We start from the raw sequence: 13,955 nt of genomic DNA, 5'->3' as shown, positions 1-13,955 counted from the left end.
CAATGACCGAAGAGGAACGCGCCGACGACACCATCCTGGACACGGGCGTCGGCCAAAGTGACCACCTGCAGCGCCTGTGGACGCCGTACCGGATGAACTATCTGGCCGAGGCGCCGATGAAGCGCGACCCCAACTCCTCGGGCAAGACCGAGCAGCCGTTCACCGACATCCCGCGACTGTCCGACGAGGAAGGCCTGGTGGTCGCCCGCGGCGAGCTCGTCTACGCCGTCCTCAACCTGTACCCGTACAACCCCGGGCACCTGATGGTGGTGCCGTACCGGCGGGTGTCCGAGCTCGAGGACCTCACCGAGGACGAGAGCGCGGAGTTGATGGCCTTCATCCAGAAGGCAATTCGCGTCATCAAGAACGTGTCGCGGCCGCACGGATTCAACGTCGGGCTCAACCTCGGGACGTCGGCGGGCGGGTCACTGGCCGAACACCTGCACGTGCACGTCGTGCCGCGCTGGGGCGGCGACGCGAACTTCATCACCATCATCGGGGGGTCGAAGGTGATCCCGCAGTTGCTGCGCGAAACCCGGCGGCTGCTGGCCACCGAGTGGGCACGACAGCCATGAGTAAGGTGCCGTTCCTGTCGCGGGCGGCGTTCGCGCGGCTCACCACTCCGACCGCCCGGGCGTGCCTGCGGCTGGGTCTGACCCCCGACGCGGTCACCATCCTGGGCACCATCGTCGCCGTGGCGGGGGCGCTGATCCTTTTCCCGATGGGCAAGCTCTTCATCGGCACGCTGGTGGTGTGGTTCTTCGTGCTGTTCGACATGCTCGACGGGGCGATGGCCCGGGAGCGCGGGGGCGGCACCCGTTTCGGCGCCGTGCTGGACGCCACGTGCGACCGGATCAGCGACGGCGCGGTGTTCTGCGGGCTGCTGTGGTGGATCGCGTTCGGCCTGCACGACAAGCTGCTGACGGTGGCGACGCTGATCTGCCTCGTCACGTCACAGGTCATCTCCTACATTAAGGCGCGCGCCGAAGCCAGCGGACTGCGCGGCGACGGCGGCATCATCGAACGCCCGGAAAGGTTGATCATCGTGCTGGTAGGTGCCGGCGTGTCCGACTTCCCCTTCGTCGCCTGGCCGCCCGCCCTGGCGGTGGCGATGTGGCTGCTGGCGGTGGCCAGCGTGGTCACCTGCGTGCAGCGGTTGCGCACCGTGTGGACCTCGCCCGGCGCGACGGAGCGCATGCCGTGATCCCGGGCCTGAATTTGATCGGCACCCCCCGGCGCCTGGCATCCGGCACCGCGAGCGACTGGGGGTATGCGGCCGGCTGGATGGCCGTGCGGGCGATGCCGGAATTCGCCGCGCGCACCGCATTCGGGGCGGGGGCGCGCTACGCGGCCCGCGGCGGCGGCCCGGACCAATTGCGCAAGAACCTGGCCCGCGTCATCGGCGTGCCGCCCGCCGAGGTGCCCGATGCGCTGATGCGGGCCTCGCTGGCCTCCTACGCCCGCTACTGGCGTGAGGCGTTCCGCCTGCCGGGGATGGATCTTCGCGCGGTCGCCCGCCAGCTCGACGAGACATTCAAGGGTGCGGACAACCTGGACGCGGCGCTGGCGAAGGGCCGCGGGGCGGTCTGCGCGTTGCCGCACAGCGGCAACTGGGACATGGCCGGGGTGTGGCTGGCGCAGACGCGGGGCACCTTCACCACCGTCGCCGAGCGGCTCAAGCCCGAATCGCTGTATCGGCGTTTCATCGACTACCGGGAAAGCCTCGGCTTCGAGGTGCTGCCGCTGTCCGGCGGCGACCGGCCGCCCTTCGAGGTGCTCTGTGACCGGCTGCGGGACAACCGGGTGGTCTGCCTGATGGCCGAACGTGACCTCACCCGCTCCGGCGTCGAGGTCGACTTCTTCGGCGAACCCACCCGGATGCCCGCCGGGCCGGCGAAGCTGGCGATCGAGACCGGGGCGGCGCTGCTGCCCTCGCACTGCTGGTTCGCCGACGACGGTTCGCGGGTCTGGATCCAGCCGCCGCTGGACTGCAGCAGCGGCGATGTGCAGGCCATCACCCAGGCGCTGGCCGACCGGTTCGCCGAGAACATCGCCGCCCACCCCGAGGACTGGCACATGCTGCAACCCCAGTGGCTGGCCGACCTGTCCGACGCCAAACAGGCGCGGCTCAGGGAGACCTGATGCGAATCGGGATGGTCTGCCCATACTCGTTCGACGTGCCGGGCGGGGTGCAGTCGCACGTCCTGCAGCTGGCCGAGGTGATGCGCAGGCGCGGCCACGAGGTGAGCGTCCTGGCGCCGGCCTCGCCCCACGCGGCGTTGCCGGACTACGTGGTGTCCGCCGGCAAGGCCGTCCCCATTCCCTACAACGGCTCGGTGGCCCGGCTGCGGTTCGGCCCGGCCACTCACCGCAAGGTCAAAAAGTGGCTTGCCGAAGGCGATTTCGACGTCCTTCACCTGCACGAGCCGAACGCGCCGAGCCTGTCGATGCTGGCCCTGAACATCGCCGCGGGGCCGATCGTTGCGACGTTTCACACCTCAACCACGAAGTCGCTGACGCTGACGGTGTTTCAGGGCATCCTGCGCCCGATGCACGAGAAGATCGTCGGCCGTATCGCGGTATCCGACCTGGCCCGGCGCTGGCAGATGGAGGCGCTGGGCACCGACGCGGTGGAGATCCCCAACGGGGTGGACGTCGACTCGTTCGCCAAGGCGCCGCGACTCGAGGGCTACCCGCGGCCGGGCAAGACGGTGCTGTTCCTGGGCCGTTACGACGAGCCCCGCAAGGGCATGTCGGTGCTGCTCGACGCCCTGCCCGGGGTGGTCCAGCGCTTGCCGGACGTGCAGCTGCTCGTCGTCGGCCGCGGCGACGAGGACGAATTGCGCGGCCAGGCGGGCGAATTGGTGAAGCACATCCGCTTCTTGGGTCAGGTCGACGACGCCGGGAAGGCCTCGGCGATGCGCAGCGCCGACGTGTACTGCGCGCCGCACCTTGGCGGCGAGAGCTTCGGCATCGTCCTGGTCGAGGCGATGGCCGCCGGCACCGCGGTGGTGGCCAGCGACCTGGACGCCTTCCGGCGCGTGCTGTGTGACGGCGAGGTCGGGTGCCTGGTGCCGGTCGGCGACGGCGTAGCGCTCGCGGATGCCCTGGTTTCGGTGCTAGAAAACGATGTGCTGCGCGAACGCTACGTGGCGGCCGGTTCGGCCGCGGTCCAGCGCTACGACTGGTCGGTGGTGGCCAGCCAGATCATGCGGGTCTACGAGACGGTCGCCGCGTCCGGCGCCAAGGTCGAGGTGGCGAGCTGATGTCGTGGCTGATCGTCCCCATCGCGATCCTCGTGGGGCTCCTCGCGATATTGGGCGCCTGGGCCTATCAGACGGCCAACCGGCTGGACCGGCTGCACGTCCGCTACGACCTGTCGTGGCAGGCGCTCGACGGTGCGCTGGCGCGGCGCGCGGTCGTCGCGCGTGCGGTCGCCATCGACGCGTACGGCGGCGCCTCGGAGGGCAGGCGGCTGGCCGCGCTGGCCGACGCCGCCGAGGCCGCGCCGCGGCAGGCGCGCGAGTCGTGCGAGAACGAGCTCTCGGCCGCGCTGGCGATCGTCGATCCGGCGTCGCTGCCGGCCGGGCTGATCGCCGAGCTGGCCGACGCCGAGGCCCGGGTGGTGCTGGCCCGCCGCTTCCACAACGACGCCGTGCGAGACACCCTGGCACTGCGCGAGCGATTCCTGGTGCGGACGCTCCGTCTGGGCGGGACCGCCGCGCTGCCAAGCTATTTCGAGATCGTCGAGCGGCCGCATGCGCTGGCACACGGCGACCACGGGGTGCTCAGCCACCGCACGTCGGCGCGCGTGGTGCTGCTCGACGAGACCGGCGCGGTGCTGCTGCTGCGCGGTTCGGATCCCGCAATCGCCCGGGAGCACGCGCCGAGCTGGTGGATAACGGTGGGCGGCGAGGTGCGCAAGGGGGAGCGGCTGGCCGAGGCCGCCGCCCGGGAGTTGGCCGAAGAGACCGGGTTACGAGTCGCGCCGGCAGAGATGGTCGGCCCGGTGTGGCGGCGCGACGAGGTGTTCGAGTTCAACGGCGCTTTGATCGACAGCGAAGAGTTCTACTTCGTCCACCGCACCCAGCGGTTCGAGCCATCCGTCGCGGACCGAACGGACCTGGAACGCAGCTACATCCACGGCCACCGCTGGTGTGATGCCGCCGAGATCGTCCGACTGGCCGCGGCCGGCGAGACGGTGTACCCGATGCAGCTGTCCGAACTGCTCACCGACGCGGCCGCGCTCGCCGGCGGCCGGGCGCCGGGACCGCTGCAATCGATCCGCTGACCGCGCTATAGCCGGTCGAATGGGACGCCGAAGTCGGTCGGCGCGCTCAATGCGGCGGCGAGCGATTCCGGAATTGCTTGCGCCGCAACCGGAGTCAGGCCGGAGGCGGTGGCGAACGAGATGGATTGGAAGGGTCCGGGTAGCCCGGTGGCATAACCGAAGTCGATGAACGGCTGAAGGAAGGGCTGGAGCAGGTCGGCGAGCGGATTCCCCAGGATGGGGATCATCCGCAGCGGGTCCAGCAGCGGCAGGTTCTGGGGAATCAGATAGTAGGTGGTCACGCCGATGTGTGTCTGGATGGCGGTGGCAAGCTGCGCGGCGGTGAGCGTCGGATATGTCGAGTGCAGGTAGGGAAAACCCAAGAGGGCGTTGAGGTCCGCCCCGATGTTGAAGATGCTCCGCGGGAAGTACGCGATGGGGTCGTATTGGAGCGTGTAGATGGCGGTCTGGTAGAGGGTGTCCACCGGAGTCACGACGTGAAACGCGCCAAAGCCGGGGATGAAGTGCGTGAGGATGCCGGTGCCGGGAACGTTCGGGTCGGAGAGCAGCACGAACGACAACAGGTCCGAACTCGGCCGGATGGCCGCGGGCAGGGCGTCGAGATAGCGCATTTCGAGGGTGGCAATCGTGGCGCTCTGCGAATAGCCCAATACGACAACGTGATTGCCCGCACCGGTCTCGCTCAGAATGGCGCTGTTGAGTATCGAGACGCCCTGCCGGACCGACTGCCCGAAGGTTTCGCTGGTGAGCCCGGTGACGGGCCAGAAGTCCTCGGGAGTGGTCAGGCCCACCGGCGTGTAGCCGGGGTAATGCGGGGCGATGTAGGTGCCGTAGACGGAACTCACGTAGGACGGGGTGGGTTGCGGGTTTCCGGTGCCGCCCATGATCAACGCGATGTTGCTCGACGACGTCGTCGTCGGCGTGCTTTGCAATTGGCTTGCCAGGCCCAAGCTTCCGCTCACCGTCTGCTGCGAGGGCAGGGTCGGCGCCAGTTGCGTGGCGGCCGCGTTGGAGGCCTCCGCCTGGGCATACGAATCGCTGCTGTCGATCAACGACTGCACGAACCGCTGATGAAACGCCTCCGCCCGCGCGCCGATCTCCTGATAGTGCTGGCCGAACGTCGCGAACAGCGCCGCGGTGCGGACGGACACCGCATCCGCGGCCGGGGGGAACACCATGGTCGTCGGGGTGGCCACCGCCCCGTCCGCGGCCGCTATCGCCGAACCGATGCCCTGCAAATCTCCGGCGGCCGCTGCCAGCGTCTCCGGGGCCGTGATCACGAACGACATCGCATCGCCCCCGACTAGCCGACCACCGGGCGCGCCAGCACACCGGAGCGCGGCGCCTCGGTCGCCGGATTCACCCCGGCAATCCCGCGCCCGGACGGGGTAACCGCCGGCTTGAACGGCACTCTCGGCACGCTCGGCGCCACTTGACTCACGCCGGCGGTCGGCACGCCGGCAACCGGAGCAGTCGACGTGGGCGCCTCCACCTCGGTGGCCCAGCCCGGCGGAACCGACAGCGCCCCAATGGAACCCGCCCTGCCCGCCTGCACCAACACCGCGGGAGCGCCCAGCTGTGACGGGGCCTGCGCCCCAACGGCGGAACCGGCGGAGGCCAAGGCCGACCCCATGGACGGCATGCCGGCGACGGCGCTGCTCATCAACGGATTGGCGCCACCCATGAACTGGCCCAGGACCTGACTGACGAGCATGCTCATGGGTTGCATGGCGAACTCGCCGCCCATCGAGAGCATCTCCAGCGGCGACAGCCCCGAAGTCGACGACGGGGAGAGCCCAAACGACTGAAACAGCGACGACATCAGCTGCGCGTCCGACATGGCCGATTGCGCCTGATCCGCCACCGATGCCGCGGCTTGAGGCGCGGGGCCGAGGCCGTCGGGCGGTTCGGCGAACGACGTCAACTGCGCCCCCACTGCCAGCGTGCTGGCATCGTAGGCGGTCATCGCGGTGGCGTCCTGGGCCCACATCTCGGAGTAGTGCGCCTCGGTGGCCATGATCGCCGGGGTGTTCTGGCCGAAGAAGTTCGTCGAGATCAACGCCATCAGCTGAGCGCGGTTAGCGGCGATCACGGGCGGGGGCACCGTCATCGCGAACGCCGCCTCGTAGGCGGCGGCCGCCGCCGTCGCCTGGGTCGACACCTGCTCGGCCTGCACCGCCGTCGCCGCCAACCAGGTGACGAACGGGCTGGCCGCGGCGGCCATCGCGACGGCCGACGGACCCAGCCACGGCCCGCTCGTCAGTGCCGAGATGACCGCCGCATACGAGGACGCCGCCCACCCCAACTCGGCGGCCAACCCGACCCAGGCGGCCGCGGCGGCCAGCATGGACCCCCCACCCGGACCGGCATACATCAATCCGGAGTTGATCTCGGGCGGCAACAGCCCAAAATCCGGCACCATCCCGACCCCTCCTCAGCCAGGTCGGCGGCCGCCGTACCGCAACTAGGTGGCCACGCTTTTCGTCGCGCCCGTATCCACGGGTGTGAGCAAACTAACGATCAAGTGTGTGTAGCAAGGGGTCGATTTACGGGCCTAGGGCCAATCGGCCCCTCTTGTGAGTCCCACAGTCGGAAAACTCGTTTCGGCCCCCACTAGACTGGGTCGACAACGGTTGAAGGAGATCAGCAGTGGATACCGCCGCGTCACCCAACGGCAGCGGACGAACCGGAACCGCGCGCGTCAAGCGCGGCATGGCCGAAATGCTCAAGGGCGGCGTCATCATGGACGTCGTCACCCCGGAGCAGGCCCGCATCGCGGAGGGCGCCGGCGCCGTCGCGGTGATGGCGCTGGAGCGGGTGCCCGCCGACATCCGCGCCCAGGGCGGCGTGTCGCGGATGAGCGACCCCGACATGATCGAGGGCATCATCGCCGCCGTGACGATCCCGGTGATGGCCAAGGCGCGCATCGGGCACTTCGTCGAGGCGCAGATCCTGCAGAGCCTCGGCGTCGACTACGTCGACGAGTCCGAGGTGCTGACCCCCGCGGACTACGCCCACCACATCGACAAGTGGAAGTTCACCGTGCCGTTCGTGTGCGGGGCGACCAATCTGGGCGAGGCGCTGCGCCGCATCAGCGAAGGCGCGGCGATGATCCGGTCCAAGGGCGAGGCCGGGACCGGAGACGTCTCCAACGCGACCACGCACATGCGGGCGATCGGTGGCGAGATCCGGCGGCTGACCTCGATGTCGGAAGACGAATTGTATGTAGCCGCAAAGGAATTGCGGGCGCCCTACGACCTCGTCGTCGAGGTGGCCCGGGCCGGCAAGCTGCCCGTCACCCTGTTCACCGCGGGCGGCATCGCCACCCCCGCCGACGCGGCGATGATGATGCAGCTCGGAGCCGAGGGCGTCTTCGTCGGGTCGGGGATCTTCAAGTCGGGGGATCCCGCGCAGCGCGCCGCCGCCATCGTCAAGGCCACCACGTTCTACGACGACCCGGATGTGCTGGCCAAGGTGTCGCGCGGCCTCGGCGAGCCGATGGTGGGCATCAACGTCGAGCAGCTCGCTCAGCCCCACCGGCTGGCCGAACGCGGCTGGTAAAACAGTCCGTGGCGATCGAAGAGATCCTCGATCTCGAGCAACTCGAGGTCAACATCTACCGCGGTCGGGTGTTCAGCCCCGAGTCGGGATATTTCCAGCGCACGTTCGGTGGCCACGTGGCCGGGCAGTCGCTGGTCTCGGCGGTGCGCACGGTCGACCCCCGTTACCAGGTGCACTCGCTGCACGGTTACTTCCTGCGGCCCGGGGACGCCAACGAGCCCACGGTCTTCATCGTCGAGCGCACCCGCGACGGCGGCTCCTTCGCCACCCGGCGCGTCAACGCCATCCAGCACGGCGAGATCATCTTCAGCATGGGGGCGTCCTTCCAGACCGACCAGGAGGGCATCCACCACCAGGACGTCATGCCGGCCGCGCCGCCGCCCGACGGGCTGCCCGGCCTGGACTCGATCAAGGTGTTCGACGACGCCGGCTTCAAGCAGTTCGAGGAGTGGGACGTCTGCATCGTGCCGCGCGAGCGCCTGCAGCTGTCGCCCGGCAAGGCCTCCCAGCAGCAGGTGTGGTTCCGCCATCGCGACCCGCTGCCCGACGACCCGGTGCTGCACATCTGCGCGCTGGCCTACATGAGCGACCTCACCTTGTTGGGGTCGGCGCAGGTCAACCACCTCGACGTCCGCGAGCATCTGCAGGTGGCGTCGCTGGACCACGCGATGTGGTTCATGCGCGCGTTCCGGGCCGACGAGTGGCTGCTGTATGACCAGTCGTCGCCGTCGGCCAGCGGTGGTCGCTCGTTGTGCCAGGGCAAGATCTTCAGCCAGTCCGGCGAGATGGTGGCGGCGGTCATGCAGGAGGGGCTGACCCGCTTCCCGCGCGGATTTCAGTCGTGAGCGGTCCCCTGATCGGCGTGCTGGCGCTGCAGGGCGATACTCGCGAGCACCTGGCGGCGCTGCGCGAAGCCGGGGCCGAGTCGATGCCGGTGCGGCGCCGCGCGGAGCTGGGGAAGGTCGACGGGCTGGTCATTCCCGGTGGCGAATCCACCACGATGAGCCACCTACTGCTCGACCTCGACCTGTTGGAGCCGCTGCGCGGGCTGCTGGCCGACGGGCTGCCGGCCTATGGCGCCTGCGCCGGGATGATTCTGCTGGCCAGTGAGATCCTCGACGCCGGCGCGGGCGGCCGGGAGGCGCTGCCCCTGCGTGCGATCGATATGACAGTGCGGCGCAACGCCTTTGGGCGGCAAGTCGACTCGTTCGAGGGTGACATCCCGTTCGCCGGTTTGGACGGCCCGGTGCGCGCGGTGTTCATCCGCGCCCCGTGGGTGGAGCGGGCCGGCGACGACGTGCAGGCGCTGGCCGAAGCGTCGGGACACACGGTCGCGGTGCGGCAGGGCGCGAAGCTGGCGACGGCGTTTCATCCCGAGGTGACCGGCGACCGGCGCGTCCACCAGCTCTTCGTGGACATCGTCAACGGCACCGCCTGACCCATCAGTCACATCAGCACCAGCTTTCGGGTGATGATGTGACCCCGGAAATTGATAGCGCGGGCGATATCAATTTCGGGAAGGCGCATATCCCTGTGTTCTTGTGACTGCTGGGGCGGCCGGGCCGTGAGGGGAGCGGCCGGGCAATCTCCGCCAGCCGTCCACGTAGACTCGTCTGGCGAACTTTCGGAGACAGAAGAGGTAAGAGACACCCATGAGCGGCCATTCCAAGTGGGCCACCACCAAGCACCAAAAGGCCGTCAAAGACGCGCGCCGCGGCAAGGAATTCGCCCGGCTCATCAAGAACATCGAGGTCGCCGCCCGGACCGGCGGTGGGGACCCAGCGGGCAACCCGACGCTCTACGACGCCATCCAGAAGGCGAAGAAGACCTCGGTGCCCAACGACAACATCGAGCGTGCCCGCAAGCGCGGCGCAGGCGAGGAAGCCGGCGGCGCCGACTACCAGACGATCATGTACGAGGGCTACGGGCCCAACGGCGTGGCGGTGCTGATCGAATGCCTGACCGACAACCGCAACCGCGCGGCCGGCGAGGTCCGGGTGGCGGTGACCCGCAACGGCGGCACCATGGCCGATCCCGGCTCGGTCTCGTATCTCTTCACCCGCAAGGGCGTCGTCACCCTGGAGAAGAACGGGCTCACCGAAGACGACGTGCTGACGGCGGTTCTCGACGCCGGCGCCGAGGACGTCAACGACCTCGGCGACAGCTTCGAGGTCATCTCGGAGCCGACCGACCTGGTGGCGGTGCGGACGGCGTTGCAGGACGCCGGTATCGACTACGAGTCCGCCGAGGCCAGCTTCCAGCCTTCGGTCAGCGTGCCGGTGGACGTCGACGGCGCCCGAAAGGTGTTCAAGCTCGTCGACGCCCTAGAGGACAGCGACGACGTGCAGAACGTCTGGACCAACGTCGACCTGTCCGATGAGGTGCTGGCCGCTCTCGACGAGGACTGAGGGGCGGGCCGCATTACGAGGCCAAGTCGAGCCTTCCTGTCAGCGTCATCCAGTCGGCGCCCGAGACCGCATAAGCCGGAGGGTCGTGAATCACGGCCACGTTGTCGCTCCATAGGAATCGCTGCTGAAGCCCGCTGAAGTCGCGGCATCCGATGGTCAGTGGTTGGCTGCCGGGAATGCCTAGGGTCACAGCGGGCATCGTCGAAAAGTACTGGCCGGCAACATCGTCGAGCCGGTAGGTGGCCCTGGTCGCGGTCACCTGCGAAAGCGAGGCCGAGGCGGTGAGCGCGTTGCTGTCCGCGTCGATCACCCGGATCGTGTCGTCATCGACGTCGACGAACAGCTGCGGCTGCGACAGCGATTGCGCCAATCGCTGTTTCTTCATCAGCGCAAACGGCCCCATCTGCTGGATCAACAAGGGGTTCGGAAACAGCACACAGCGAGCCGGATCTCCCGGTGCGGGTTCGCCCACAGCCAAGCCGCGCCAGCGGCCGCTCAGGGACAACATCGCGACGAACTCCGGCTGGGACAACCAGGCATCGACGAGCGGCGCCGGCGGGGCACTGAGAGGTGTCGTCGGGCCAATCCGGCAGTCACGTCCGCCGAGAATGAATTGATGGCGGCCGCGCCGCAGATGAAGCGCCAGTCCCGTACTCGCCCACAGGCCTAGCTCGGCGTCAGCGAATGAGTAGAAATCGCCCCGAGCGCCGTCGATCGTGAGTCCCTCGGATGTGACGTCTAGGTGGTACTTGCGGCGCCATCGCCAAAGGAACAGGGCGCCGAGGGCGAGCCCCAAAACGGCCAACAACGCGAGCCAGCCGTAGGCGATCACCGGGCCGGGAACGTTCGGGAAGGACCGGTGGGAGCCGCGCGAGTTGCCAAAGGTGCGTCCGACCATCATCAGCACAACACTCCAAACGATCGCCCAAAAGCCGATCTGGATGTAGATCGTCGCGCGCTTGCCGGTCAGTTTGGCCCAATTGGGCGAGTAGATCGAGCAGGACGCCACGAACGGGCGCGACGCGGAAGACTCTCCGTTGACACTCATGTCGACTCCTTGCTCGCCCGTCACCGGCTTATCCGTGGAACCCCGGGTCGTAGTGCGGCGGCACGGGGCACCAACCCGGGCCGCAATTCACACCCGAGGGATTGTCGGGCGGCGGATTGTCGCCGTCCCAGGTGTGTGAACTTTGCAGCGTCGGCTGTCCGTTGAGGGCGATCCGCGGAACGTTCCCCCACCCGTCGGCGACGATGTACCACGTGTGGCACACAGACATATCCCAGACGTAGTTCTGTGCGACACCGCGGGACGAATTCGGCCCGCTCGGCCACTCCATTGACTGCCCTGGACACCAAGTGAACGGGCCCTTGTTGGCATGCGCGATGCCCTGGGCCAGTCCGATACCTGCGATTGCAAGGCCGACTGAGAGAACCAGGCCCGCCGCAGCCCGCAACACTTTTCTGGCGATATTCATGTGCGTTCCTTCGGCTTGCGTCCGGCGGGTCGCCTAGGTGGCGTCGCCTTGCAAGTACACCGGTATCGGTGGGCTACCGATCCCAACACCAGAAACCGCGAGATCTCCGGCGCTCGCTGCTCAGTGTGCGCCGCGGGACGCTAAAAGCGCCGTCGAATTTCGAAACGGCCCTAGTCGTAGCCGTGCCGCATGTCCTCGACGATGCGCGGATTGTCCAGCGTCGAGGGCTCGAGCGGGCGGGGGCGAGTGTCGTCGGGAAACACCGTCGCGGCGTCGAGGACGTGCTGGTTCAGGAAGCGCAGCGGGGGCGCGTTGGGCGGCACGGTGGGTGTGGGCGCACTGCCCCCGCGGCGCGCCAGCACGAAACCCCAGTCACCGAACGTCGGCACATACACGTGGTAGGGCGTCACCGCGTAGCCGGCCGCGCGGATCGACGAGGCGGTGCGCCAGAACGCGGTCTGCGTCGAGAACGGGCTGCCCGCCTGCACGACCAGAAGGCCGTTTTCGGCGAGCGCGTGTCCGACGAGTGCGTAGAACTCGGTCGAATACAGCCGGCCCAGGACCGGGGTGTCGGGGTCGGGCAGGTCGACGATGACCGCGTCGAAGCCGCCGGGCGGCACGACATCCGGGTGCGGGGAGCGCAACCAGCGCATCGCGTCGTCGATCACCACCCTGACCCGTGGGCTGTCCAGCGACCCGCCGTTGGCCCTGCGCATCGTGGTGCGCGCCAGCTGAATCACCGCGGGGTCGAGCTCCACCTGCACGATCCTCGTGACGCCCGACTGACGCAGTAGCTCGCGGGCCACCAGTCCGTCCCCGCCCCCGAGGACCAGGACCGATCGCGCGCCCGCCCCGAACGCGGGGTAGACCAGGCTTTCGGTGTAGCGGTACTCGTCCCGGGTGGAGAATTGCAGCCCCCCGTCGAGGTACAGGCGCATGTCGTTACCGCGCTGGGTGACCACGATCTCCTGGTAGGCGGAGTGTTGGTAGGCGATGATCGGGTCGGCGTATAGGCGCTGTCTGCTCGTGGTCTCGATGTCGGCCGAACGGGCCAGCAGCGTGACGAGCAGGGCGAGCGCGGCGGCGAGTGCACACAGCGCCGTCGCCATTTGTCGGGCCGAAACGACCCGGCGCAGTACGAAGATCGCCACGACGGCCGCAGCCAGCAGATTGACGATGCCGGTGGCCGCGGCGCCGCGAATCATGCCGAGCTGCGGCAAGAGCAGGAACGGCCACACCAGCCCGCCCAGCAGCGCGCCGAGGTAATCGGCGGCGTTGAGGTTGGCCAGCGTCCGGCCGGTTTCGGGCGCCTCGCCGCTGCGGCCGCGCTGCAGCATCGTCATCAGCAGCGGCACCTCGGCGCCGACCAGCCCGCCGATCAGGGCGGTGCCCACCGCCAGCATCCACATCGACTCGTCGTCGATGAATGCGAACACCGTGTACAGCGCCGCCGCCGACAGGCCGCCGACGATGCTCAGCAGCACCTCCACCGCGACGAACGCGATGGCCGCGTGCGCCAGCAGCGGCTTGACCACCAGGGCGCCCACGCCGAGCGCGGCGATGTAGCCCGCGACGATCAGTGACGTGGCGACGATGCCGCCGCCGTTGAGGCTCGCCGCCAGCGTGAGCAGCGCGAGTTCGTAGACGATGCCGGACGCCGCACATGCCGCAACGGCGGCCAGCAGCACGGCGCGCCACCGCGCCGAAGGCTCCACGGGCCGGCTCACCTCTGGCACCGGCCGATCAACGGATGTCATGACACCGCGGCGGCCGTGACTCCTCCCACGGCGAGCAATATCAGCGCCACGGCGAACGATCCCGGATGCAACTCCGGCTCGTCGATGTGCTCGTGGAAGCTGCCGGGTATCAGCAGGTGCATCGTGAGCAGCGCCACCCCCAGCAGGATCACGCCCATCAGCCCGTACACCGCCACGCCGACGAGCCCCTGGCCCAGCTGGCTATAGCTGTTCGCGATCGCGGTGATGATGACCACGGTCAGGGAGATGTACATCGCGCCCGCGACGATGACGGCGTTGGGGCGACGGTCGATGAACACCAGCCGGCGCAGATTGCCCGGGGTCAACACGTCGACCGCGTAGAACCCGACAAGCAGCACTGCCATGCCGACCAGGAAGTACAGGATCGTTGCGACCGCGCCCTTCAGGACGGGATTGAGGTCGACGGTGCCGATCTCGACGGCGAGGTACATGGTTTTCTCCT

At 68.6% G+C, this 13,955-nt stretch carries 15 protein-coding genes; 9 read left to right on the top strand and 6 right to left on the bottom strand.

Annotation, left to right across the window (positions count from 1 at the left end; translation table 11 throughout):
• The first annotated feature begins 2 nt into the window (after positions 1–2).
• From A5711_RS17710 to A5711_RS17690, 5 genes are read left to right on the top strand one after another with little or no spacing between them, the layout of a single operon-like run.
• Entirely contained in the window at positions 3–575 is a 573-nt protein-coding gene (locus A5711_RS17710; RefSeq protein ID WP_067948741.1) for an HIT domain-containing protein, read from the top strand.
• Entirely contained in the window at positions 572–1,204 is a 633-nt protein-coding gene (gene pgsA / locus A5711_RS17705) for a phosphatidylinositol phosphate synthase (protein ID WP_067948739.1), read from the top strand. Before A5711_RS17710 ends, pgsA begins: the two co-directional genes overlap by 4 nt.
• Complete coding sequence (locus A5711_RS17700; RefSeq protein WP_369829946.1) at positions 1,168–2,142, top strand: phosphatidylinositol mannoside acyltransferase; 975 nt, start codon at positions 1,168–1,170, stop codon at positions 2,140–2,142. The genes pgsA and A5711_RS17700 overlap by 37 nt, the downstream gene beginning before the upstream one ends.
• Entirely contained in the window at positions 2,142–3,266 is a 1,125-nt protein-coding gene (locus A5711_RS17695) for a glycosyltransferase family 4 protein (RefSeq protein WP_067948737.1), read from the top strand. Before A5711_RS17700 ends, A5711_RS17695 begins: the two co-directional genes overlap by 1 nt.
• Entirely contained in the window at positions 3,266–4,291 is a 1,026-nt protein-coding gene (locus tag A5711_RS17690) for an NUDIX hydrolase (protein ID WP_067948735.1), read from the top strand. The genes A5711_RS17695 and A5711_RS17690 overlap by 1 nt, the downstream gene beginning before the upstream one ends.
• Before the next feature lie 5 nt (positions 4,292–4,296).
• Here the strand turns inward: A5711_RS17690 and A5711_RS17685 are convergent, their stop codons facing one another.
• Together A5711_RS17685 and A5711_RS17680 are read right to left on the bottom strand one after the other, a co-directional pair.
• Complete coding sequence (locus tag A5711_RS17685) at positions 4,297–5,580, bottom strand: PE-PPE domain-containing protein (protein ID WP_067948733.1); 1,284 nt, start codon at positions 5,578–5,580, stop codon at positions 4,297–4,299.
• A 14-nt stretch (positions 5,581–5,594) separates the two neighbouring features.
• Positions 5,595–6,713, bottom strand: a complete 1,119-nt coding sequence (locus A5711_RS17680; RefSeq protein ID WP_067948731.1) for a PPE family protein — start codon at positions 6,711–6,713, stop codon at positions 5,595–5,597.
• A 290-nt stretch (positions 6,714–7,003) separates the two neighbouring features.
• On the opposite strand from A5711_RS17680, the gene pdxS reads away from it, so the two are divergent.
• The 4 genes from pdxS to A5711_RS17660 all read left to right on the top strand — a co-directional run bounded on the left by pdxS (position 7,004) and on the right by A5711_RS17660 (position 10,260).
• Positions 7,004–7,852: a pyridoxal 5'-phosphate synthase lyase subunit PdxS gene (gene pdxS, locus A5711_RS17675; protein WP_231972140.1), complete on the top strand. Its 849-nt coding sequence runs from the start codon at positions 7,004–7,006 to the stop codon at positions 7,850–7,852.
• An 8-nt stretch (positions 7,853–7,860) separates the two neighbouring features.
• Positions 7,861–8,697 carry an acyl-CoA thioesterase II gene (gene tesB / locus A5711_RS17670; RefSeq protein WP_067948727.1) on the top strand — a complete coding sequence of 279 codons (837 nt, stop codon included), beginning with the start codon at positions 7,861–7,863 and terminating at the stop codon, positions 8,695–8,697.
• Complete coding sequence (pdxT, locus tag A5711_RS17665; RefSeq protein WP_067948725.1) at positions 8,694–9,290, top strand: pyridoxal 5'-phosphate synthase glutaminase subunit PdxT; 597 nt, start codon at positions 8,694–8,696, stop codon at positions 9,288–9,290. Before tesB ends, pdxT begins: the two co-directional genes overlap by 4 nt.
• A 214-nt stretch (positions 9,291–9,504) precedes the next feature.
• Positions 9,505–10,260 (top strand): YebC/PmpR family DNA-binding transcriptional regulator, encoded by a 756-nt coding sequence (locus tag A5711_RS17660; RefSeq protein WP_067948723.1) that lies wholly within the window; start codon positions 9,505–9,507, stop codon positions 10,258–10,260.
• Between the two features lie 13 nt (positions 10,261–10,273).
• Here the strand turns inward: A5711_RS17660 and A5711_RS17655 are convergent, their stop codons facing one another.
• The 4 genes from A5711_RS17655 to A5711_RS17640 all read right to left on the bottom strand — a co-directional run bounded on the left by A5711_RS17655 (position 10,274) and on the right by A5711_RS17640 (position 13,944).
• Complete coding sequence (locus A5711_RS17655) at positions 10,274–11,308, bottom strand: hypothetical protein (protein ID WP_067948721.1); 1,035 nt, start codon at positions 11,306–11,308, stop codon at positions 10,274–10,276.
• Between the two features lie 28 nt (positions 11,309–11,336).
• Positions 11,337–11,531, bottom strand: a complete 195-nt coding sequence (locus A5711_RS27675) for a hypothetical protein (RefSeq protein WP_231972138.1) — start codon at positions 11,529–11,531, stop codon at positions 11,337–11,339.
• 374 nt (positions 11,532–11,905) lie between these two features.
• Positions 11,906–13,492 carry a polyamine aminopropyltransferase gene (locus A5711_RS17645; protein ID WP_067948717.1) on the bottom strand — a complete coding sequence of 529 codons (1,587 nt, stop codon included), beginning with the start codon at positions 13,490–13,492 and terminating at the stop codon, positions 11,906–11,908.
• Complete coding sequence (locus A5711_RS17640; protein ID WP_067948715.1) at positions 13,489–13,944, bottom strand: DUF350 domain-containing protein; 456 nt, start codon at positions 13,942–13,944, stop codon at positions 13,489–13,491. Before A5711_RS17640 ends, A5711_RS17645 begins: the two co-directional genes overlap by 4 nt.
• Positions 13,945–13,955: the final 11 nt, after the last annotated feature.

It is taken from the genome of Mycobacterium sp. E2238 (genome assembly GCF_001672665.1).
GTDB lineage: Bacteria > Actinomycetota > Actinomycetes > Mycobacteriales > Mycobacteriaceae > Mycobacterium.
The sequence above is the reverse complement of the archived record's forward strand: the minus strand, read 5'-3'. Positions and strand labels throughout refer to the sequence as shown.

Coding starts and splice junctions, on each gene's coding strand:
- A5711_RS17690 (WP_067948735.1), top strand. CDS start 3,266: ATGTCGTGGCTGATCGTCCCCATCGCGATCCTCGTGGGGCTCCTCGCG.
- A5711_RS17685 (WP_067948733.1), bottom strand. CDS start 5,580: ATGTCGTTCGTGATCACGGCCCCGGAGACGCTGGCAGCGGCCGCCGGA.
- A5711_RS17655 (WP_067948721.1), bottom strand. CDS start 11,308: ATGAGTGTCAACGGAGAGTCTTCCGCGTCGCGCCCGTTCGTGGCGTCC.
- A5711_RS17640 (WP_067948715.1), bottom strand. CDS start 13,944: ATGTACCTCGCCGTCGAGATCGGCACCGTCGACCTCAATCCCGTCCTG.
- A5711_RS17695 (WP_067948737.1), top strand. CDS start 2,142: ATGCGAATCGGGATGGTCTGCCCATACTCGTTCGACGTGCCGGGCGGG.
- A5711_RS17680 (WP_067948731.1), bottom strand. CDS start 6,713: ATGGTGCCGGATTTTGGGCTGTTGCCGCCCGAGATCAACTCCGGATTG.
- A5711_RS17660 (WP_067948723.1), top strand. CDS start 9,505: ATGAGCGGCCATTCCAAGTGGGCCACCACCAAGCACCAAAAGGCCGTC.
- pdxS (WP_231972140.1), top strand. CDS start 7,004: ATGGCCGAAATGCTCAAGGGCGGCGTCATCATGGACGTCGTCACCCCG.
- A5711_RS17645 (WP_067948717.1), bottom strand. CDS start 13,492: ATGACATCCGTTGATCGGCCGGTGCCAGAGGTGAGCCGGCCCGTGGAG.
- A5711_RS17710 (WP_067948741.1), top strand. CDS start 3: ATGACCGAAGAGGAACGCGCCGACGACACCATCCTGGACACGGGCGTC.
- pgsA (WP_067948739.1), top strand. CDS start 572: ATGAGTAAGGTGCCGTTCCTGTCGCGGGCGGCGTTCGCGCGGCTCACC.